The sequence below is a fragment of the Shewanella carassii genome (assembly GCF_019670705.1).
GTDB classification, from domain to species: Bacteria; Pseudomonadota; Gammaproteobacteria; order Enterobacterales; family Shewanellaceae; genus Shewanella; species Shewanella carassii.
On record NZ_AP024618.1, the window covers coordinates 3920651 to 3942551 of the forward strand.

Annotated in this window: 25 protein-coding genes; 14 read left to right on the top strand and 11 right to left on the bottom strand. The window is 50.8% G+C overall.

From position 1 onward, the window contains the following. Window positions 1-2: 2 nt before the first annotated feature. The 7 genes from tatB (at window position 3) to K5621_RS17655 (ending at window position 6168) form a co-directional block, all read left to right on the top strand. Window positions 3-407, top strand: a complete 405-nt coding sequence (gene tatB / locus K5621_RS17625) for a Sec-independent protein translocase protein TatB (RefSeq protein WP_100141853.1) — start codon at window positions 3-5, stop codon at window positions 405-407. Window positions 408-417: 10 nt separating this feature from the next. After that, entirely contained in the window at window positions 418-1173 is a 756-nt protein-coding gene (tatC, locus tag K5621_RS17630) for a twin-arginine translocase subunit TatC (protein ID WP_100141852.1), read from the top strand. Window positions 1174-1220: 47 nt separating this feature from the next. Continuing rightward, entirely contained in the window at window positions 1221-1733 is a 513-nt protein-coding gene (locus K5621_RS17635; protein ID WP_100141851.1) for a hypothetical protein, read from the top strand. Further along, a complete protein-coding gene (locus tag K5621_RS17640; RefSeq protein WP_221049913.1) occupies window positions 1730-2533 on the top strand; it encodes a TatD family hydrolase in 804 nt (267 codons plus the stop codon). The genes K5621_RS17635 and K5621_RS17640 overlap by 4 nt, the downstream gene beginning before the upstream one ends. Next, on the top strand, window positions 2526-4427 hold the full coding sequence (locus K5621_RS17645) for a sensor domain-containing diguanylate cyclase (protein WP_221049914.1): 1902 nt from the start codon (window positions 2526-2528) through the stop codon (window positions 4425-4427). Before K5621_RS17640 ends, K5621_RS17645 begins: the two co-directional genes overlap by 8 nt. After that, window positions 4424-5434 (top strand): porphobilinogen synthase, encoded by a 1011-nt coding sequence (gene hemB / locus K5621_RS17650; protein ID WP_221049915.1) that lies wholly within the window; start codon window positions 4424-4426, stop codon window positions 5432-5434. The genes K5621_RS17645 and hemB overlap by 4 nt, the downstream gene beginning before the upstream one ends. A gap of 197 nt (window positions 5435-5631) precedes the next feature. Further along, entirely contained in the window at window positions 5632-6168 is a 537-nt protein-coding gene (locus K5621_RS17655; protein WP_221051236.1) for a DUF6568 family protein, read from the top strand. A 92-nt stretch (window positions 6169-6260) separates the two neighbouring features. Here the strand turns inward: K5621_RS17655 and K5621_RS17660 are convergent, their stop codons facing one another. Further along, complete coding sequence (locus tag K5621_RS17660; RefSeq protein WP_100141847.1) at window positions 6261-7190, bottom strand: Ppx/GppA phosphatase family protein; 930 nt, start codon at window positions 7188-7190, stop codon at window positions 6261-6263. Continuing rightward, on the bottom strand, window positions 7191-8504 hold the full coding sequence (gene rhlB / locus K5621_RS17665; protein WP_100141846.1) for an ATP-dependent RNA helicase RhlB: 1314 nt from the start codon (window positions 8502-8504) through the stop codon (window positions 7191-7193). Window positions 8505-8657: 153 nt separating this feature from the next. On the opposite strand from rhlB, the gene trxA reads away from it, so the two are divergent. After that, the gene (gene trxA, locus K5621_RS17670; RefSeq protein ID WP_100141845.1) at window positions 8658-8984 is read left to right on the top strand and encodes a thioredoxin TrxA; all 327 of its coding nucleotides are present in this window, start codon (window positions 8658-8660) and stop codon (window positions 8982-8984) included. A 213-nt stretch (window positions 8985-9197) separates the two neighbouring features. Then, complete coding sequence (gene rho, locus K5621_RS17675) at window positions 9198-10463, top strand: transcription termination factor Rho (RefSeq protein WP_039034049.1); 1266 nt, start codon at window positions 9198-9200, stop codon at window positions 10461-10463. Window positions 10464-10535: 72 nt separating this feature from the next. Here rho and K5621_RS17680 read toward each other — a convergent pair whose 3' ends face one another. Genes K5621_RS17680 through K5621_RS17690 form a run of 3 tightly spaced genes read right to left on the bottom strand, consistent with a single transcriptional unit; the run spans window position 10536 to window position 12890 of the window. Continuing rightward, the gene (locus K5621_RS17680) at window positions 10536-11483 is read right to left on the bottom strand and encodes an SPFH domain-containing protein (protein WP_100141844.1); all 948 of its coding nucleotides are present in this window, start codon (window positions 11481-11483) and stop codon (window positions 10536-10538) included. Then, a complete protein-coding gene (locus tag K5621_RS17685; RefSeq protein ID WP_100141843.1) occupies window positions 11480-12406 on the bottom strand; it encodes an SPFH domain-containing protein in 927 nt (308 codons plus the stop codon). The genes K5621_RS17680 and K5621_RS17685 overlap by 4 nt, the downstream gene beginning before the upstream one ends. Window positions 12407-12428: 22 nt before the next feature. After that, the gene (locus tag K5621_RS17690; RefSeq protein ID WP_100141842.1) at window positions 12429-12890 is read right to left on the bottom strand and encodes an NfeD family protein; all 462 of its coding nucleotides are present in this window, start codon (window positions 12888-12890) and stop codon (window positions 12429-12431) included. Between the two features lie 414 nt (window positions 12891-13304). Here K5621_RS17690 and K5621_RS17695 point away from each other — a divergent pair, with 414 nt between their 5' ends. Next, entirely contained in the window at window positions 13305-14057 is a 753-nt protein-coding gene (locus tag K5621_RS17695) for an outer membrane protein OmpK (protein WP_100141841.1), read from the top strand. 57 nt (window positions 14058-14114) lie between these two features. Here K5621_RS17695 and udp read toward each other — a convergent pair whose 3' ends face one another. After that, window positions 14115-14873 (bottom strand): uridine phosphorylase, encoded by a 759-nt coding sequence (gene udp / locus K5621_RS17700; RefSeq protein ID WP_100141840.1) that lies wholly within the window; start codon window positions 14871-14873, stop codon window positions 14115-14117. A 306-nt stretch (window positions 14874-15179) separates the two neighbouring features. Between udp and K5621_RS17705 the strand changes: the two genes are divergently transcribed. Beyond that, a complete protein-coding gene (locus K5621_RS17705; protein ID WP_100141839.1) occupies window positions 15180-15392 on the top strand; it encodes an HP1242/YdcH family protein in 213 nt (70 codons plus the stop codon). 73 nt (window positions 15393-15465) lie between these two features. Here the strand turns inward: K5621_RS17705 and K5621_RS17710 are convergent, their stop codons facing one another. Continuing rightward, window positions 15466-16641 carry a type III PLP-dependent enzyme gene (locus K5621_RS17710; RefSeq protein WP_100141838.1) on the bottom strand — a complete coding sequence of 392 codons (1176 nt, stop codon included), beginning with the start codon at window positions 16639-16641 and terminating at the stop codon, window positions 15466-15468. Between the two features lie 413 nt (window positions 16642-17054). On the opposite strand from K5621_RS17710, the gene ygiD reads away from it, so the two are divergent. Beyond that, window positions 17055-17834: a 4,5-DOPA-extradiol-dioxygenase gene (ygiD, locus tag K5621_RS17715; protein WP_221049916.1), complete on the top strand. Its 780-nt coding sequence runs from the start codon at window positions 17055-17057 to the stop codon at window positions 17832-17834. A gap of 19 nt (window positions 17835-17853) precedes the next feature. Here ygiD and K5621_RS17720 read toward each other — a convergent pair whose 3' ends face one another. Then, window positions 17854-18345, bottom strand: a complete 492-nt coding sequence (locus K5621_RS17720) for a hypothetical protein (protein ID WP_100141836.1) — start codon at window positions 18343-18345, stop codon at window positions 17854-17856. 123 nt (window positions 18346-18468) lie between these two features. Between K5621_RS17720 and K5621_RS17725 the strand changes: the two genes are divergently transcribed. Continuing rightward, window positions 18469-19314: a mechanosensitive ion channel family protein gene (locus tag K5621_RS17725; RefSeq protein WP_100141835.1), complete on the top strand. Its 846-nt coding sequence runs from the start codon at window positions 18469-18471 to the stop codon at window positions 19312-19314. Here the strand turns inward: K5621_RS17725 and K5621_RS17730 are convergent, their stop codons facing one another. Continuing rightward, the gene (locus K5621_RS17730; RefSeq protein ID WP_221049917.1) at window positions 19315-20193 is read right to left on the bottom strand and encodes a radical SAM protein; all 879 of its coding nucleotides are present in this window, start codon (window positions 20191-20193) and stop codon (window positions 19315-19317) included. Window positions 20194-20399: 206 nt separating this feature from the next. Between K5621_RS17730 and K5621_RS17735 the strand changes: the two genes are divergently transcribed. Then, window positions 20400-20651: a hypothetical protein gene (locus K5621_RS17735; RefSeq protein ID WP_221049918.1), complete on the top strand. Its 252-nt coding sequence runs from the start codon at window positions 20400-20402 to the stop codon at window positions 20649-20651. Window positions 20652-20709: 58 nt separating this feature from the next. Here K5621_RS17735 and K5621_RS17740 read toward each other — a convergent pair whose 3' ends face one another. Both K5621_RS17740 and K5621_RS17745 read right to left on the bottom strand, forming a co-directional pair. After that, entirely contained in the window at window positions 20710-21027 is a 318-nt protein-coding gene (locus K5621_RS17740) for a putative quinol monooxygenase (RefSeq protein ID WP_025011549.1), read from the bottom strand. Continuing rightward, window positions 21028-21495 carry a GNAT family N-acetyltransferase gene (locus tag K5621_RS17745; RefSeq protein ID WP_221049919.1) on the bottom strand — a complete coding sequence of 156 codons (468 nt, stop codon included), beginning with the start codon at window positions 21493-21495 and terminating at the stop codon, window positions 21028-21030. Window positions 21496-21901: the final 406 nt, after the last annotated feature.

Genomic DNA, 21901 nt, shown 5'->3' on the forward strand with positions numbered 1-21901 from the left:
CTATGTTCGATGGTATCGGCTTTATGGAGCTGCTGCTCATCGGGGTATTGGGGCTGGTCGTTCTCGGCCCCGAACGTCTCCCGGTAGCAGTGCGTTCAATTACCGGTTGGATCCGTGCCATGAAACGCATGGCCAATTCGGTCAAAGATGAACTTGAGCAAGAGCTCAAGATCGAGCAGTTACATGCAGACCTGAAGAAGGCCGAGAGCAAGGGCCTCAGCAATCTGTCACCTGAATTGCAAGAGTCTATCGATCAACTCAAGGAAGCGGCCCAATCGGTTAACCGCCCCTATCAAGTTGAAGATACCGCCCGCACTCAGGAAACTCCCAAGGCAGAGATGCCCGCCGGAGACAAGGCACCGGCCTCGGAAGCGGCAACCAAGCCTACAGGTACTGATACTAAATAATGGGTAACGCATGTCGCAACAGCAACCATTAATCAGCCACTTGCTGGAACTGCGCACTAAACTGCTCAGAGCTATCGCAAGTGTGCTTATCGTGTTTATCGCCCTGGTTTACTGGGCTAACGACATCTATCACTATATGGCGATCCCGTTGATGCAGTCACTGCCGGATACCGGCAGCATGATTGCAACGGATGTGGCCGCGCCATTTTTCGCTCCCTTTAAATTAACGCTGGTATTGTCTTTTTTCATTGCAGTGCCCTATGTGCTGTATCAGATCTGGTCTTTTGTTGCGCCCGGACTGTATAAACATGAAAAACGCTTGGTTATCCCGCTATTGGTAAGCAGTACCTTACTGTTTTATTTAGGGATCGCCTTTGCCTATTACGTGGTGTTCCCAGTCGTATTCGGTTTCTTTACCAGTGTGGCTCCGGAAGGTGTTCAGGTCGCGACCGATATCAGCAGTTATCTGAGCTTTATTCTGAAACTGTTCTTTGCCTTTGGTTTAGCATTCGAGATCCCGGTCGCCGTGATCCTACTGTGCTGGGCCGGTGTCACTACCCCCGAAGACCTAAGAGCCAAACGCCCTTATATTGTGGTCGGCGCTTTTGTGGTGGGTATGTTACTGACACCGCCGGATGTTATCTCTCAGACTATGCTGGCCGTGCCAATGCTGTTATTGTTTGAGGGCGGACTCTTTGCTGCCCGTTTCTACAGCAAGGCTTCGGATGAATCAGACGAGGACGAGTCCGAAGAAAAACAGGCATAATCGGCGGGCAGCAAGGGTAAAACAAGAATAAAAGAAGGATGATATTCATGCGTTTAACCTGGATTGCTGCCTCTGCTGCATTGCTTTGTTTTCAGGCTCAGGCTGGAATTGAACAGGAGTTGGCTCAATGCGCTTCACTCTCTGACAAGCTAGAACGGCTCATCTGTTACGATGAGCTGGCTGCCAGAGTCCCCCATGTAAAAAGCCCCGAAGTCAGTTCTGCCGAAACTGCCGCAATAGTTGTCGCAGCACCAGTTACCCAGAATGTCCAGGCCGATCCTGTGGCCGACTTTGGTGCCGACAACTTGGAATCCACTCTCCAAAACAGCAAGCAAAATGAAGTGACGAAAATTTTCCTGACCATTAGCGAGGTCGATAAAGACCCCTATGGCGCCCTCAGGATCAGCTTCAGCAACGGCCAAGTATGGAAACAGACCGACAGCCGCAATTTCCGTCTGGACTCCGGACAGAAAGTTTATATCGAAAAAGCCGCCTTAGGCTCATTCCTGTTGGGAACTGAAGGGCGCAATAGTACTATCAGGGTCAAGCGTCTGCAGTGAATCAATACCTGGATATTGCTGTCAATCTGATTGGCAGCCACCTGGAACAAGATCTCAATCGAGTTATCAATGAAGCGGCAAGCGAAGGCGTCTCGCCGCTTATCCTTATTGGCAGCCATCTGGATGAAAGCCGAAGCTGCATCCAAGTTTGTCGGCAATATCCCCAAAAAGTCTACACCACAGCTGGTGTCCACCCCCATCATGCCAGCGAGTGGCAGACGGAGAGCGCCGCCGAACTGAAGCAGCTGGCCAGGCAACCGGGCGTGGTTGCCATAGGGGAATGCGGCCTGGACTACAACAGAGACTTTTCGCCGCGCCAGCAGCAGCGCCAGGCTTTTGAGGCCCAGTTGGCTCTGGCGGTAGAACTGCAGTATCCGGTACTGATGCATCAGCGCGATGCCCATGAGGATTTTCTGGCTATTCTGGATGACTATCTGGAAGCCCTTCCGGCGGCGCTACTGCACTGTTTTACCGACGGCCCCAAACAGGCCGAAGACTACATTGCCAGGGATCTGTACCTGGGCGTAACGGGTTGGGTTTGCGATGAACGCCGTGGACAAGATCTAGTCAGCGCTCTGCCCTTAATCCCGGACAACAGATTATTACTGGAAACCGACAGTCCCTATCTACTGCCACGCAGTATGAGGCCTAAGCCAAAATCCGGCCGTAATGAGCCCAAATATCTGCCTTACATCGCCCAGGCTATCGCCGAGATCCGCGGCCAGTCACTGGCCAGTCTCGCGCGCCAGTGCTATAGCAACAGCCTGCGTTTCTTCAAACTGGAGAGCACTCATGGCTAATGCGTACTCTGTACTGCTGCTCTTCTGTAGTTTGTTATCACTGGCGGTTAACGCCGCCCCAGAAGTAGAAATTTCCGCTTCAAAGGGGCTGGATTTAGACCTGCGTCCCAGCACTAAGATTTACGAAATGACAACTGACAGTCATCTCGGTCTAGTACAAGAGTTGCCAGCATCGGCGTGGCGAGCCGCCAATGACTATAGATTTGTCAACTTGAAGCCCCATGGCCTGTGGTTCAATTTTACCCTTATCGCCACGGAACCCGGCAATTACAGCCGCTTACTGACTTTTAATAATCCCAGCCTAGATAAACTGGAAATCTATCATTTCATAGACGACCGTCTGCAACGCCAGCTTACCCTGGGAGATAGCCAGCCCTTTAGCTACAGAAACATATTGAGTACCGATTTTCTCTATGCTTTCGAAATCAAATATCCGGAAAAACATCAATTTTGGTTGAAACTGACCACATCCGGCAGCAGTTATCTGCCAATCCATCTATGGGAACCCCATGTACTGTTGCAAAGCCATGAAACCCGCAACTTACTCAATGGCATCCAACTCGGCGCCCTGGCTGCTATAGGCCTGTTTGCACTGTTTATCGCCTTAACTACCCGCTCTTTCAGCTACAGCTACTATGCCGGCTATGTGCTGACCATGACCCTATTGGTCGCCTGTATCAACGGGAATGCGTTCCGCTACCTTTGGCCCAACCTGCCGCAATTACAACAACACATTATTCCTTTGCTGGTTCCTCTAGTTATCGCCTTTGGCATTCTATTTACTGAAAAAGTACTGCAACTCAAGTACAACAATATTCGTATGCTGAGGGCATGCCGCTATACCGCCGCCAGCGCAATCATACTGATGTTTGCCTCAGTGCTGCTCAACTACAGTCTAGCTATCTATATAGAGCTTTACGCTGTGATGACAGTAAGCATAATGTTGCTGTTTTTCAGCATATTGCAGGCTTTACGCGGCAACAAACTTGCTAAACTCTATACGATTTCCTGGAGTGGAATGACTCTGGGTATTTTCATTTCCTGCCTCATGTACCTGGGGCTTATCAAACTGCCTTTAATGCCACAAACCCCCGTATTACTTGGACTCACCTTCGAAGTGGTGTTTATGGCGGCGGTATTGGCGATACGTTATAACGATGAACGCAAGTCCAAACAGAGAATTCAACAAGAGGCCTTGAGACAAGCTGAGCGGATCCGTGAAGCCCGGGAAGAAACCTTGAGGATGGAAGCCGAGAGCAACGAGAAGCTGGAACGTATGGTGCAAGAACGCACGCTTGAGCTGGAAATTGCACTCAGGGAGTTGAACGAGGCCAACCAGAAGCTTACCGAGCAAGCCACAATAGACAGTCTTACCGGAGTTAAAAATCGCGCCACTTTCGATAAGCGTCTGCAGGCAGAAGGGCGTATCAGCCGCCGCCAACAAACGCCGCTGGCGCTACTGATGCTGGATATCGACAAGTTCAAGACCATCAATGATAACCATGGCCATCTGGCCGGCGACCAAACTCTGAAGTGTATCGCCGATACATTGAGAAACATACTCAAACGGCCAAGCGATCTGGTATCACGTTTTGGTGGTGAAGAGTTTGCTATTATATTGCCCAATACTGATACTAACGGAGCTTTGAGCATCGCGGAGCAGATACGCCACGCCATAGCATCTTTGAATGTCAGTTGGGGCGAACGAGTGATTCCCATGACGGCCAGCATCGGAGTCAGTATTGCTATCATAGAGTCGGATTTACATATTACCCAATTGCTGGAGCAAGCCGACAAAGCCCTGTATCGAGCCAAGAATTCAGGCAGGGATCGCGTATGTGCATTCGATCCCACGCAAGATACCCTTTCAGATCCAGTCAGGAGTCAAAATTGAACATAATTACCAGTGCCTACCCACAGCGTCGTATGCGCCGTATGCGCAAACATGAGTTCAGCCGCCGCCTGATGGCTGAGAACCAACTGACGGTCAATGACCTCATCTACCCTATGTTTGTTCTCGAAGGCAACAAGCGCACCGAATCTGTAACCTCCATGCCAGGCGTTGAGCGTTACAGCATAGATTTGCTGCTCAAGGAAGCCGAAGAATTGGTAGAACTGGGGATCCCTTTGATTGCCCTCTTCCCCGTCACGCCGGCAGAGAAAAAATCTCTGATGGCCGAAGAAGCCTACAATCCGGATGGTTTGGTACAAAGAGCCGTTCGTGAGCTCAAGGCCGAGTTCCCTCAGCTGGGCGTAATGACAGATGTCGCGCTGGACCCCTATACCACTCACGGCCAAGACGGCATCATTGATGAGACGGGTTATATCATCAATGACATTACCACTGAAATTTTGGTGAAGCAGGCGTTGTCCCATGCCGCAGCCGGGGCAGATATGGTGGCACCGTCAGACATGATGGATGGCCGCATCGGTGCCATACGTCAAGCACTTGAGGCTGCAGGCCACGTCAACACCCAGATAATGGCTTATAGCGCCAAATACTCCTCCAACTATTATGGCCCCTTCCGCGATGCGGTCGGCTCTGCCGGCAACCTCAAGGGTGGCAACAAGCATAGCTATCAAATGGATCCTGCCAACTCAGACGAAGCACTGCACGAAGTCGCCTTGGATATCCAGGAAGGTGCCGATATGGTGATGGTTAAGCCAGGCATGCCTTATCTGGATATAGTGCGCAGAGTTAAAACCGAGCTGGGTGTGCCGACTTTTGCCTATCAGGTCAGCGGTGAATACGCCATGCACATGGCAGCAATTCAAAATGGCTGGCTGGCAGAAAAAGCCATAGTGATGGAGTCGCTGCTTTGCTTCAAGCGCGCAGGCGCCGATGGCATTCTCACTTACTTTGCCAAGCAAGCTGCTCAATGGCTGAAAGACGCTAAGTAACCACTTGAGCTGTCCAAACCTAACTCAAGAGCCGCCGTTATGGCGGCTTTTTTGTATCTCACTATCCTGGGTCAGGCATATTGTTCAGATTAGAATTATTTAGTGATCTTGATAACACACATGAAACTTATGTCTTTGTCTAAATTCACACTGATGATTGAATCAAGCAATGGAGTCACCCCACCCGAGGTAGTATGATGCGTCAGAATGTAAAAGCGTTACTCGCCACCACCGCGCTCTTTTTCAGTTGTCAGGTTATGGCCAATGGCGGTTGTGGTTTTGAAGGCAAACAGGAAGGCTTTATCGCCACCTGCAGTGAGGAGAAACAGGAAGTGATTATTGTGGGCGCAGTAGATGCACAGAAATTAGTAACAGAGCTACCTGAATTTATTGAAAACTATAAGAATTACAATGTAGATACGGACTCGTTGGCGCCGATAAAAGCGGTCGATAAAGCCACTGAGATAGTGGTGATCATTGGTACTTGGTGCCCGGATTGCCACAGAGAAACCCCGCGCTTTATCCGGATCATGGAGCAAGTGGCCAACCCTAATATTCAAGTGCGTTACATAGGCGTCGACCGCCAGAAGCAAGATCCAGAAGGTCTTGCCGCTCAATATGACTTCCAACGCATTCCAACCTTTATCGTGCTTCAGGATGGTAAAGAGATTGGCCGTATCGTTGAACGCCCGGAAGTCTCTCTGGAGCAGGATCTGGCCAAGATCCTCAAGTGATCTTTCAAGCCACTATGCCGGGTAACCTATGGTGCATTAGGACCGTAGCAGTAAAAAATCAGATAGTAAAAAGGACCTGGTGAAGGTCCTTTTTATTGTGCCGGGGCTAAAGATTGCCGTTTAGCTAACATCTGCAATACTCCTTCGCGCAAAGCACCGCCGGATAAGTGCAACCGCTCAATACCCAGCAGTTCAAACAGCGCCAGCAAAATGGCAACACCGGATGCAAAGGTCGGCGCCCGCTCGGGGCAAAGGCCACTTATGCCATCCAGAGTCAGACTCTCCTGAGCCAACAACTCCTGTTTCAGCGACTCCAGCACCGTCAGAGTCAGGGTTTCCGACTCCTGCCTGTGCTGCAACACTTCAACCACAGATTGTACCGCTCCGGAAGCGCCGACCACCGAATGCCAGCCCAGCGCTTTCAAAGTCGATTTGTGTTCAGCCAAGGCCAGATCCACCCTGACGCGAACATCGTCAAAATCCAGCGGTTGCAGAGGGGCAGAGGTGAAAAAGCATTGATTGTAGGTGACACAGCCTATCGGCAGACTGGTTTTAAACAGCACCTTTTCACCGTCACCCACAATAAACTCAGTACTGGCACCACCGATATCAATCACTAGGCGTCGCCCTTCGCCATGAGTGGTCGCTACCATGCCTTGATAGATAAGTTCGGCTTCACGCATACCACAGATGATCTCTATCGGGTGCCCTAATATTTGCAAGGCACGATGATTGAATTCATCCGCATTACTGATACAGCGAAGGGTTGCGGTAGCAATGACGGCCACATTGGCATCATCGACTTGATGCTCGACGAGCATATTGGCAAACATGGCTAGGCAATCAAGGCCTCGTTCGAATGCCGCCTGATTAAGACTGCCATCGGCCTCGATTCCCTCGGCCAACCTCACCTTACGCTTATACTTGGCAAGCACCTTGGGCTGGCCGCCGACTGTGCGGGCAACCAGCATATTGAAGCTATTGGAGCCAAGGGTTATGGCAGCGTAGGCGGGTTTCGGCATTCAGGAATGTCTGCGGGTCCTGTCGTGACGAGGTGGACGGCCGCCACTACGATGAGCCCCTTGAGGGCGTCCCTGAGTACGGTCGCGGGTATTTCGCGGGCCAGCATGCTTACGATGAACACGAACCGGAGCTGGAATATCATCGAGCAGAGCTTCGGCATCGTATGAGGTTACCGGAATCGAGTGCTTGATATAGTCTTCGATGGCCGGCAGATTGAGGGCATATTCTTCACAGGCAAAGCTGACCGAAACCCCTTTGGCACCGGCGCGGCCAGTACGGCCAATGCGGTGAACATAGTCTTCACAGTCATCGGGCAGGTCGAAGTTATAGACATGAGATACATCAGAAATATGCAGGCCACGGGCCGCCACGTCTGTTGCCACCAAGATGTCCAGATCGCCCTTAGTGAACTGCTCCAGGATTTTGAGACGTTTCTTTTGTGGCACGTCACCGGTCAACAGACCAACCCTGTGACCATCACCTTCGAGCCAGCCCCAGAGGTTTTCACATTGATGCTTGGTGTTGGCAAAGACTATCGCCTTATCCGGCCAATCTTCCTCTATCAGGGTGAGCAGTAGTGGGATCTTGTCCTTCATCGAAGGATAAAACAGCTCTTCCTTGATATTTTTCGAGGTCTTCTCTTCCGGCGCAATTTCGACTTTGACCGGATCATTCATATGGTCGTAAGCCAGCTCCTGCACCTTCATCGACAGGGTTGCCGAGAACAGCATATTGAGTCTGTCTTTGGCATCCGGCATACGGCGGAACAGGAAGCGAATGTCTTTGATAAAGCCCAGATCGAACATGCGATCGGCTTCATCCAACACTACGGCCTGAATGGCGCTGAGGTTGATAACCCCTTGACGCACGTAATCTATGATGCGTCCTGTGGTACCAATCAATATGTCCACACCCTTGTCCAGCACCTTACGCTGGGCATCATAGCCTTCGCCGCCATAGACTATCCCCACCTTGAGTTTTGTGTGCTTGGACAGCAGAGTGGCATCTTTGGCTATCTGAATCGCCAATTCCCGAGTGGGGGCCATAATGATGGCTCTAGGCTGATTGATTTGGCGTTCTGCGGGGATCTCGGTGGACAACAAGTGGTTAAAAGTTGCGACCAGGAAGGCCAGGGTCTTGCCCGTACCTGTCTGAGCCTGACCGGCGATATCTTTGCCCTGCAAAAGTACTGGCAGGGAAAGCGCCTGAATAGGCGTACAATATTCGAAACCGTTTTCTGCAAGCGCCTGAATTACTTCAGGATGTAATGGCAGTTCGGCAAATTTTTGTTGGGATAAATGTGTTTCGCTCATAGCGCAAGCATACCAGTTAGGGTTGCAATAAGATACTCGATCGTTTGAAATAGCGACAAGAAAAAAACGGTAACTTGAATTGCCGTTAATCCAACCCAATATACAGGTTAAGCCATTAACAAACCAGCAATGGCAACCCAACTGGAGAACATCATGAGCGATAAAATTGTATACCTGAGCGACGACAGCTTCGAAAACGACGTTCTGAAATCAGAACTGCCTGTCTTAGTGGACTTTTGGGCCGAGTGGTGTGGTCCATGCAAAATGATCGCTCCAATCCTGGACGATGTCGCCGAAGAGTATGCAGGTCAACTGACTATCGCCAAATTGAACATAGATCAGAACAACGCTTCACCGGTTAAATATGGTGTTCGCGGTATTCCTACTCTGTTGTTATTCAAAAACGGTGAACTACTGGCTTCTAAAGTGGGCGCGCTATCCAAGACTCAATTGAAAGAGTTCATTGACGCCCAGATTTGATCACTCAAATCAAATAAGTGACACCCGGCACGCCCCCGAAATAAAAATGTGCCGGGTTCAGTTAAACTTCTGGACGCCCTGCCTTGATAGTGCTACTTTAATAACCAGATTCTTTCTACTAACCCACTTCTCGCTGTTCAATCAACATCCATCAAGTCCAATTTGAGAGATTGAGCGCGTAAGCTTTGTCGCGTGAAACAAGACCCACCAAAAATGAATTTAACTGAATTAAAAAACAAGTCTATTGCTGACTTAGTTGCACTGGCCGAAGAAATGAAGCTGGAGAATATGGCTCGTGCCCGCAAGCAGGATATCATCTTCTCTATATTGAAAGCCCATGCCAAGAGCGGTGAAGACATCTTCGGCGGCGGCGTTCTGGAAATACTTCAGGATGGATTTGGTTTCCTGCGCAGTTCCGATGGTTCGTATCTGGCCGGTCCCGATGATATTTATGTTTCTCCAAGCCAGATCCGCCGTTTCAACATGCGAACGGGTGACACTATTTTCGGCAAAATTCGCCCCCCCAAAGAAGGCGAACGCTATTTTGCTCTACTGAAAGTCAACGAAGTTAACTTCGATAAGCCTGAAAACTCCCGCAACAAGATCCTGTTTGAAAACCTTACCCCACTGCACGCAGAAGAGCGTCTGCGTATGGAACGCGGTAACGGTTCCACCGAAGATATCACCGCCCGAATTTTGGATCTCTGTTCCCCTGTGGGTAAGGGCCAACGTGGTTTGATTGTTGCGCCGCCTAAAGCCGGTAAGACTCTGCTGCTGCAGAACATTGCCCAGTCAATCACCTACAACAACCCTGAAGTGGTGTTGATGGTGCTGCTGATCGACGAACGTCCTGAAGAAGTGACTGAAATGCAGCGTCTGGTTCAGGGTGAAGTGATCGCTTCCACCTTCGATGAACCTGCAAGCCGTCACGTACAAGTTGCAGAGATGGTTATCGAAAAGGCCAAGCGCCTGGTTGAACACAAGAAAGACGTAGTGATCCTGCTGGACTCTATCACCCGTCTGGCTCGGGCTTACAACACGGTTGTGCCTTCATCAGGCAAGGTACTGACAGGTGGTGTGGATGCCAACGCACTGCACAGACCCAAGCGTTTCTTCGGTGCAGCCCGTAATATCGAAAATGGCGGCAGTCTGACCATTATCGCCACTGCGCTTATCGATACCGGCTCCAAGATGGACGAAGTAATTTACGAAGAGTTCAAGGGTACAGGTAACCAGGAACTGCATCTGTCACGCAAGGCCGCTGAAAAGCGGGTGTTCCCTGCCATTGACTTCAACCGCAGTGGTACCCGCCGTGAAGAGAAACTGACTACACCGGATGAGCTGCAGAAGATGTGGATCCTGCGTAAGATCCTCAATCCTATGGATGAAGTCAGCGCGATGGAATTCCTGATCGACAAGCTGGCAATGACCAAGACCAATGAAGAGTTCTTCACCGCGATGAAACGCACCAAGTCTTGATAGTCTGACTCAGCAACTTAACACCATAAGAAAGCCGCTCCAAGAGCGGCTTTTTTGATCCCGTCAGTTGTATCAAACGTTAGGATTTTTCTCTTCCGTCAGCCCAATTGAGGCCATCCAGGATTCAAAGTCCACCATGTTACCCGGCAAGACTATCTTACTGCCAGGCTTGCTCAGACCATTGAGCTGCGCCAGATACTGCTCACCCAGTTGCATCCGCAGTGCATTTTTGCCACCGGGCGCAGCGATCACTTCGGCCAACTTCTCTATCGAACCTGCTGTAGCGCGTGCAATCGCCAGTATCTCCTCGGCCTTACCTTCGGCCTCGTTGATTCGGCGCTGCATCTCACCCTCGGAGTGGTTGATCATCTCCTGCTTCAAACCCTCGGAGCGATTGATCTTACTCTGCTTATCGCCTTCACTCTTGGCCAACAATGCCCGGCGCTCACGCTCGGCATTGACCTGCATCTCCATGGCATTTTTCACAGTTTCCGGCGGCGTAATATTCTTGATTTCATATCTATGCACCCGAATCCCCCAGGTGGCACCGGCCTGATCCAATACCTCTACCACCTTGGCACTAATCAAGTCGCGCTCTTCAAAGGTGCGATCCAGCTCCAGAGTACCTATCACAGAGCGGGTGGTTGTCTGCGCCAGTTGAATAGCAGCATAACGGTAATCGGTTACCCCGTAGCTGGCCTTGACCGGATCCACCACAGAAATATAGATAACGCCATCGACTTCGACATTCACTTCATCGCTGGAGAAACACTCCTGAGGCGGCACATCTATGGTTTCTTCTTTAAGGTCATGGATATAGGCAACCTTATCGATAAATGGCAGCAGCGCGTGGAAACCGGCGTCCAGGGTCATATGGTATTTACCCAAACGCTCCACAATGTAGGCGGATTTGGTTGGCACCAAGCGAATCGACTGAAACAGCTTGATGATAAAGACCAGGAAAATCAGTCCCCAGATCCCCAGTACGACCATGTCGGTATCTATCTGTCCCAGATTCATTTGCGCGCTCCTTTGCTACCGGCAGCAGTATTGCTGACTTGCTGAATACCCTCGAAAAAACCTTCCATCTTCGCCAGTTCAGTGGGAACCACTGAAATATCGGCCTTCTGCAAGATCTCACCGACCTGTTCGATAAACTGTTCTTTCAGCTGCATGTTCATCGCCTCGTTACCGCCATTGACCGCCAGCGCCTTGGCGATCATGGCCATGCTCTCAGCTTGGGCATTGGCAACAATCGCAATCTCCTGCGCCGTACCTTGAGCCTCGTTAATGCGCTTCTGTTTCTGACCCTCAGAGATGTTAATCGCTTCCTGACGCTCACCTTGAGACAGGTTGATCATCGCTTCTTTCTCGGCGCTGGCCAGGGTGATTTCGGCGCGCTTGCGGCGCTCGGCTTCCATCTGCTTCTCCAGGGTGTGGATCACATGCCTGGATGGGCTGATATTTTTGATCTCATATCTGAGCATCTTGATCCCCCAGGGATCGGACGCCTTGTCGATTTCGCGGACAATTGCCTCATTGAGCGCATCACGCTCGGAGAAAGTCTGGCTCAGTGTCAGCTTACCTATCTCGGAACGCATTGTGGTTTGTGCCAAATTCACCGCCGCCAGACGATAATCCTCAATGCCATAGCTGGCCAGTTTGCCATCCATCACCTTGAGATAGACCAGGCCATCAACCTCCAGTTGGATATTATCCTTAGAGATACAGCTCTGCGGCGGTACATCAAGCACCTGCTCACGGGTATCGTGCCGATATGCGACTCGATCGAAGAAGGGGATTAAAAAGTGAAAGCCAGGCTGCAGTACAGTACGGAATTTTCCCAAACGCTCAATGACATGCACCTCACGCATGGGCACAATCAACATCAACTTATAGAGAATGAACAGAACAAAGAGTATAAAAATGGTAAATGCAAACATAGAGTCCTTCCTGCTTGATTGATTATTCAGAGTCGTCGAGCGGTTCCACTACCAGAGCGATATTATCGCGACAGATAACCTTCACCCGAGTACCGGCCGGGATCTCCGAGCCGTCTCCCAGTGCTGGCCAATCCGCCCCCTGAAATTCGACGCGACCGGTTTTTTCACCCGGTCCAATGGTTTCCTTGACCCGAGCCGGCAGATTAAACAGATCCAGCTCCTCGTCGGTATTGCCAACGTGGGAGTCGCCCCCCACCAAGCGTTGAGTCAATTGCCTGAAGCTCAACAACAAGACGATTGAGGAGATAAACCACAGGGTTAGGCTTTGTGCCAATCCCTCGACCACCCCCACCCAGATAGCCCCGGCGACCACCAGACAGGCGGCACCGAGAAATACCACTATCCCGCCAGGCAGTATCAGTTCGGCCAGCATCAGTACTATACCGACTAAGGCCCAATAAAGCATGGGATCCGAAGACGCCATATATCCCTCCCCCAGAAATCAAGTGTCCATTGCAGGCACTATATCAGTAGTTTTGCCTCTTTTCGACATAATATGTCATCACATTCCCGTTGAAACGGCCTTAGATGAACGGCACAAATGACTTTCAGCTCACAAAATGCAACATTTCCTTAAGTCAACACAGAGGCAAATGATAACAATCGCTCACAAAATACAACATAAAATATTGATTCAGAATCAAAAAATATCATTATCTCAACCGTGATCCAGCAGCTTAAAAAAGCTTTGAGTCCGACGCGGTTTTTCCCTATATTGCCATGGCTTTTTGACCGGCAATCGAATCAGAGAATTCAACCTTGGCGAAACGTTTCGTCAACCAACAGCTGTCGGCATAACAGCAAATCGCTTCTGACTCTACCAAAGGGATACTCTAAGATGAAAAAAATCTGCCTGTGCGCAGCTCTGCTGCTCTCACCTCAAGCATTCAGCGAACCTCTAGTGCAATGGTGGGATCTCAGTGTAACGGCACTCTATGGCCAAGACTACGATCTGGCACCATCCGATAAGCAAACCACTTTTACTCTGGAAACCGCCGGCGGCTGGAAATACGGTGATTGGTTTGTGTTTCAAGATTTTATCAACTTCAACGGTCACAATGGCGGCAAAGACAATACGACCTATGGCGAGATCTCTACCCGCTTCAGCGCCGGTAAAATTCTCGGCGAACCTGTAGGTTTCGGTCCGGTAACCGACCTGTCGTTGGCACTGACGTTTGAAGAGGGTGAAGGCCCGGTTGAGACACTACTCTACGGTGTCGGCATGGATCTCAAACTGCCCTACTTCACCTATTTCCAGCTGAACACCTATCGCCGCGACGCCCAAAACAGCGCCAATATCAGCGATGGCTGGCAATTGACTCCTGTGTTCCGCATGGATATTCCAGTGGGCAACAGCAAGATTGTCTTCGATGGCTTTATTGACTGGGTATTCGCCGCCGATGAAGACGGTTATAAAGAAAATATCCACTTCAATCCCCAGATAAAATATGACCTAGGCGCCACACTCTTTGGTGAAGCCAAGAAGGATAAACTCCTGGTGGGTATCGAATATGATTACTGGCAGAACAAGTATGGTGTGGACGGTATCGACCAGAACACCTATTCGGTGATAGCTCAGTACCATTTCTGAGCCGAAAAATTACCTTAAAAAAGGCGCTCGTTGAGCGCCTTTTCCATTTTAACCTAATCAGGCCAGCAGTTTTCTGGCGGCGTTGACCACAATGGAAACCGCACTGACTTCAGTTTGTTTCATGGTTGCCTCATTGGGGATCTCTTGCTGGGTACGGTTGACAATCACACCGGCGACACAAGCAGCACGCCAGCCTTGAGAGGCACACATGGTGAACAGAGTCGCCGACTCCATTTCGTAGTTGAGTACGCCCATCTCCTGCCACTCTTTCATTGAACCGGCGAAACGGCGGGTTACCCGGCCACTGACAGTATCATAGCGCTCCTGCCCCGGGTAAAAGGTGTCGGATGAGGCTGTAACCCCAATGTGTGGTTCAACACCGGCATCGCGACAGGCAGCAACCATGGCAGTGGTACACTCAAAGTTGGCCACAGCGGGGAACTCCATAGGTGCAAAGTGCAAACTGGCGCCATCGAGACGCACCGAAGCCTGAGTCACTATCACATCCCCGACATTCACGTGGGGCTGAATCGCACCTGTGGTGCCAACACGCAAGAAAGTATTAACCCCCAGTTGCGCCAGCTCTTCCACTGCGATAGAGGTCGAAGGACCACCAATACCGGTAGAGCAAACCACCACAGGCTTACCATCAAGATATGCCAGATAACTGGTGTACTCACGATGGCTGGCCAGGAAGGTCGGTTTGTCCATCAGTTCAGCGATACGTTTAACTCGCTCAGGGTCGCCGGGCACAATAGCCAGAGTGGCGCCATCCAACATATCTTTGGTCAGACCCAAGTGAAATACATCAGCCATAGTGAAAACCTCTTTCAAATTTGATTATAAAATTCGTCTTATTCAGACTCTAACCCAGTCAGCAGACAGATAAGATTAACTTGATCACAGATTTTATGACAACAACCAAACACCAAATCGTAAAACAGTTACCAAACATCAATGATATCGGAGCATTTCTTACAACATATTAATCAAAAGCATAGCAGCAAAAACCTCGACTCACCTGCAACAAATGACTCGGTTCTCAGTTGATCAAGGTCACATATTCACCACTTCAAACGAGTTAGGGTTAATACTAATCCCCCAGCCAACAGGAGTGCGCCAATGTTTCCGGAATACCGCGATCAGATCACCAGTCTCAAGAACAGCGATAATCATTTTCAGAAGCTTTTTGATGAACACAATCTGCTGGACAAAGAGATCAAGCATAAGGAGAGCCAGCTATCCAGTGAATATACTCAGGAAGTCAAAGAGATGAAAAAGCGTAAACTGGAGCTGAAAGAACAAGTGTTCGCCATCCTCAAGGCCAACAGTTAATCTAAAACAGACAGGGCGCCTATTGGCGCCCTGTCTAAATCGATCTCAGCTAAAGCCTCACTCTTCGCCGAGATTATAAATAGTAGTCTTGCAAGGGGGGAAAACCATTGAAGCACACCGCCGAATAGGTGGTGGTATAAGCGCCAGTGGTCAACCAATAGAGTCTGTCACCTATGGCTAGCTCCTCTGGCAAACCGTAACTGTACTGTTCATACATGATATCGGCGCTATCACAGGTAGGCCCGGCTATGACACAAGGTTGCAGCTCCCCTTGAGCCTCGGTGTAAATCGGAAACTTAATCGCTTCGTCCATAGTCTCAATCAGCCCGGAAAACTTACCGACATCGGTAAATACCCAGCGCTCCAGTGCCGTGTTGGACTTGCGGCTGATCAATACCACCTCAGAGACCAGCACACCGGCATTGGCAATCAAGGAGCGCCCGGGTTCCAACACTATCTTGGGTAACTGCTCACCAAAATCCTCTTTGAGGAAGTGAATGATCTGCTCGGCGTAAGTGGTGAGACTATTGGTCTTGTCGATATAGTTGGCCGGAAAGCCGCCGCCCATATTGATCATCTCCAGCACTATGCCGTGCTCCTCTTTGAGCCGGTCAAAGATCACCTTCACTTTGCCTATAGCCGCGTCCCAAGCCCCGATGTCCCGTTGCTGAGAGCCCACGTGGAACGACAAGCCGTAAGGCTTTAACCCCAACGCCTTGGCCAGCACCAAAAGCTCATAGGCCATCTCATTTTGGCAGCCGAACTTACGCGACAAAGGCCAATCGGCGGTTTCTGTCCCTTCGGTGAGGATCCGCACATAGACCTTGGCCCCGGGGGCTTCTTCGGCAATCATCCGCAGATCGGCCTCTGAGTCAGAGGCAAACATAGTCACGCCACGCTGGTAGAAGGCTCTGACATCCTTGCGTTTTTTAATGGTATTGCCATAGCTTATCCGCTCGGGGGAAACACCCAACTCCATCACCATATCCAGCTCATAGATGGAAGCTATATCAAAATTGGCGCCCTTATCACGCAGCAAGCTGAGGATCTCAGGTGCCGGGTTGGCCTTTACTGCATAATAAACGCTGGCAAAGGGAAAGCTCTGCACCATATCATCATACTGTTTCGCGATGATCTTGGTATCTATCACCACAAAAGGTGTCACCTTATCACTGGCAAAAGCTTTGATACGCTCAAAGGTTTCATTGTCATAGTAATCAGCAACATCAATAGATTGAAATTGGCTCATTGGCCCTGTGTCTCCTCGACATTCAAGTGCGGCGAACAGCCTCGCCGAAGCGGGTTAAAATCCAGCGCAGTAAACGCTATTTCCGCCGCTCACGCAATGAATTTTTATACATTAAAATCAATTTTTTATTCCACAAATCCAAGTCGCAGCGACTACAAAATAAAAGCATTAAGAATCATGCAATTACTACTTTCACCCTCAAATACACACCATGATTGCTGCTCGCTTGAAGGCGCTTCAAAGCAAACGGCTACAGGTAAAGCATAGCGGCAAGCAAGAGAGCAGGGGATATTCGATTTAATGGGAGAGTATGGCGAGTATTTTGCGATTATTTTCAATCGAGCATCCGGGTAAGCTGAAGGCAGATATGTCAGGAACGGCATACTGCATTCTACCGCTGATTTGGAGACTCTATGTCCGCAACACAAATAATGCCGGCGCTGTTTCTGGGCCATGGCAGCCCGATGAACGCCTTGCAAAACAACACCACCACAAAGCAGTGGCAAGCGCTAGGACAAACACTTCCCAGCCCCAGAGCGATAATGCTACTTTCGGCCCATTGGCTGACACGGGGCACAGCTATTTCCACCGCTAGTCGGCCGCAAACCATACATGATTTCGGCGGTTTTCCCGCCGAGCTCTTTGCCATGCAGTACCCGGCCATCGGCGCGCCGGAGTTGGCGGAGCAGATTGCTGCCAGTCTGAGCATTCCTGTCACTCGTATCGACTCGCAAGGGTTGGATCATGGCAGTTGGTCGGCCTTGGTTCACCTCTACCCCGAGGCCGATATTCCGGTATTTCAATTGAGTCTGGATCAAAACCTCAGCCCGCAACAGCAGTTCCAGGTGGGACGCGAGTTAAGGCGCTGGCGCGAGCAAGGCGTACTGCTCATAGGTTCAGGCAATGTGGTCCACAATCTGCGCGCCCTGGCACCTGGTAACCCACCATGGCCTTGGGCCTCCCGGTTTCATCAGGCGGTTACCGAGAGCTTAATGGCAGAAGAATACTCAGCGCTGCTGGACTACAAAACCTTGGTCGATGCCGACACGGCCGAGCTGTGTCATCCAACAGATGAGCATCTGCAGCCGCTGTTTTATTTGTTGGGAAGCGCCTTCCCGGGAGAGCGCAGGCTGCTGTTCAACAACAGCCTGGAGATGGGGGCTATCAGTATGTTGAGTCTGCAGCTCGGCTGAAGCTCGAGCTGCCAAGGACTCAGTCTTGCAGACCGGCGTCTTTGAGAGCCAGCTTCAGGGCTTCGGCGTCATCAAAGTATTGCAGCTTGGTGATGGTCAACTGGTCCAGAGAGATCAGGCTGGCGGCATCCTTGGCAGCGGGCAGTAATTTGCTGATCTCACCCTCTTTGTCCAGAGCAATACTGAAAGTCAGATCCTGCATTTGTGGGATGGCAACAAATTTAGCGATCAAGGATGGCATACCGCTGATATCGGCCAGGTAAAAGATACCCGCCTGTTGCAACGCCTGATTATCACGGCCTTCGAGTGCGGTTTTGATGATCTCCCCGCCTTTCATGCTACGGCCAAACAACAGATACTTGGCCGAGCTGTCCATCACTCTGGCGGCATCGTGCTGATCCTGCAGCGAAATGGGTTCCAGCTTATCTCCCACGGCATATTCGGAAGCCTGGATCATAGGGCTGACAAACAGGGTCAAACACGCAGAGAGCAGTATTGCAAAAGACTTCATATAGTTTCCTTTTAATTTGCCACGGCAAAGAGGCAGAATACCTTGTTGTTATATACAAGTGAGTGACATGACTCAGGAATATCGTTTCCATATCTTGCGGCATTTCAGGAAAGGAGCCAAGCAATGAAGAATACCGGGTTGGAACAGGAATTGGCACAGCTGCAAAATGTCTATGATCTGATAACCGAATTTTTGGTGAAATACAGCTTCCAACTCCTGGGAGCGCTGATCATCTTTCTGCTGGGGTTGTGGCTGGCCGCCAAGGTAGCCAACACGGTCGGCCGTCAGTTGGAAAAACACAATGTCGATGTCACCCTAGCGACCTTTGTCACCCATCTGGTACGGATACTGATTGTCATAATGATCGCCATCGTTGCCTTGGGCAAACTGGGGATCAGCGTCACGCCCATGGTGGCAGCCATAGGCGCCGCGTCACTGGGTGCCGGGTTGGCGATTCAGGGCATGCTGTCCAACTATGCCGCCGGGGTGACCATTATCGTCACCCGCCCCTTTATCGTGGGCAACACCATCACGGTCAAAGGCGTCACGGGTTTGGTCAAAGATATTCATTTGGGGCTGACCATACTCACCAACGAGGAGGGCGAGCAGATCAGCATTCCCAACAAACACATTATCGGCGAGATACTGCACAACTCCTTTGCCAACAAATTGGTAGAAACCCACTTCAATATCGACTACAAGGCCGATCCCCAGCATGCGATAGCCATAGCCCAGGCGGTGCTCGGCAGCCATCCCAGTGTCGATGCCAACTCCCCATCACAGGTGGGTATCAATGGCTTCAACAGTACAGGCATAGATATAGGTGTGCGCTATTGGGTCCCCACTGCCAGCTATTTCCAGGATAAGTACCAAATAAATCTGCAAATCTGGCAAGGGTTGCAACAAGCAGGGATCCAGATCCCCTGTCCGGCACGGGACATAAGGATCACTGAGCGGCAAGAGGACTGATCACAAACCTCTTTGCCACTCGGCTCGCAGGGCGAAGCGTCCTGCGAGCGCCTCCTCAACCGTCGCCAACAATCTGGCCTTGTCCCGGCCAAGTATGCCTTTCAACACCAAATAATTGGAAGCATGATCCGAGCGGAAAATGGTCTGCTCTAACTCCAGCGCCTGCAGCAAATAACGCATCTCCTGCAACAGTTGTCTTTGGTCCGGCATTTGAAAGTCGCCATCAAACGCACTATCCATTCTTTCCTTGCCAAGTGGCAGAGTCACCACCAGGGTACTGAGATAATCCGGCTGCGCCGCATTCATCAGCCGCGCCGAATTAAGTGCGTGTTGCCTCGATAAAGCCACGCCACCCAGACCATTGAGTATCATCACAGATGACTTTATTCCGGCGGCACGAATTTTCTCCAGCGCCGCCAGCGAGGAGGCGTAACTCTCACCCTTGCCGATACGATTCAGCACCTGATCATCGCCACTCTCACAACCGACATACAGTAAGGACAACTTGAGTTGCCGCAGCCGCAGTAGCTGCTCCCCACTCTTGTTGCCTAGGTTACGCGGTAAACAATAGCTGCTGATACGACTGACATTGGGCAAGTAGTGATGGATCAGCTCACAAATCTGTTCCAGCCTGGAAAACGGCAACGTCATGGCATCACCATCGGCCAGAAACACCCGGCTCACCTGGGCGCCGGAGGCCGCAACCCGGCGCAGGTCTGCTTCCACCTTTTCCAACTTGAACGCCCTGAAACGCTTCTGCTCCTGGGTATACATGTCGCAAAAGGCGCAGCGATTCCAGCTGCAACCATTGGTCACCTGCAGTATGAGAGATTTCCACTCTGATGGCGGCCGAAACACAGGTTCAATATATGACAACATGCAGCTCCTTGTTTATGACTCAATCTATTTTGCCCCGGTTGTCGGAGGCGGCAGGCTTAAGCCTTGAGGTTAACCCCGAAGCGCTAATTTGCGCGTTTTTTGCACAAAATCATATTTTACCCCGCGCAAGCCTGTTATATTAGCCAAATACGTAACAGCTGCAGCGCCTTTTTAGTCAGCGATGGTTTCCCGGGGTAAGAGTCACTATGATCGCCACACAAGTACCTGACAGACGAAAGCCGGATGCCGACCAGGTTGGTAACAGCATTCATTGGCATGCCATGACTGCCGAGCAACAACTCGCCTTCTATCGCATTCAGGGATATGGTTATCGCTTGCTGTTTGTACGTAACCTGCTCAGCGGCCCTTTGGCCATCATAGCCCAGCATACCCAGCTGGCGACTATCTCCTCGGCAGGTGAGTTGGATCTGCAGCCGGATATTCGCCTCCGAGCCTGAAAAATGCCCCTAACGGGGCATTTTTAGTTGCAGCGATTTGCAATACGTCCCGGAAAGATTAGACGATGATTTCCTGATAAGTCTCTACATGATGGGACTCTACCAGCTCAGGCATCTGCTGATGGAAATAGTGCTGGATAGCGTCTTTGGCGCAGTGCTGATCGAAAGATTCGATGTCGACAAACTTCTCAACGAAAGTGATCCGGCGGGGCTCGTCGCGGCTCTGGTTCAATTCGTAGCGAATGCAGCCATCCTCCTTGCGGGTATCTGGGATCAGCGCACCAAGAGCCTCAATCAAGGCCTGCTCCTTACCCGGCTTGGCCAGAAAGCTGGCCACACAAACGATTTGACGCTGGTTTATACGATATAACGACATTCAAGTGTCCTTCTTTTGAGAGTGCAACAACATATCCAGATGGGGAATGCCATCTTCCAGATAGACCTCTGAAACCGCTTCAAACCCCAAACTCTGATAAAACGCCCGCAGATAATCCTGCGCGCCAATCTTGATATCTTCAGCGGGCCACAGCTTATGGCAGCCGCCAATCGCTTCCTGCATCAGCTGTCTGGCACGGCCACCCCCTCGGGCCTTGGCGGCAACGGCCACCCGGCCGATACTGACCTGGGAATAACTGACCCCGGCTGGCAGCAGCCTGGCATAGGCCAACAACTCTCCGGAGTTGCTGCGGCCAAGCAGGTGCATGGCCCCCACCGCTCTGTCTTTTTCATCCAATTCGGGGTAGGGACAATTTTGCTCTACCACAAAGATGTCCACCCTCAGTTTCATCAATTCATAGAGGGTGTCCAGGGTTAACTCAGCAAAGGGTAATAATTGCCACTGCACGGATAGTACTCTGTTATTTATCGGCCACTCAGCCTACACCAGGCTGAAATCAGGCGCAAAATATCTCAGCAATGAGTACGATGAGAGGGGTGAATATGTATGCTCAATAGACGCACGCTCCAATCATTGATCGGCCCCACGAACTGGTCGATAAAACAGTGAACGCCCGTCCCGGCCGTTAAAGTAACCGGCTTTGGTTGTTACGCAAAACCATCTCTCGACGCAGCCGAGAACCAATGGGTGAGAAAAGCGAATTAACCTGCAGCAGGCGGGGTAGGTTTGGTGCCGGAAGCCGATAGCAAGCGATCGATAACACCTGTAAAGGTATGGTCGGGAAACGCATCGAGATAAACCTGTATCGGCTAACCGGGTCATAGATGGGAGGATCGGAAACTATTCAGTTTTC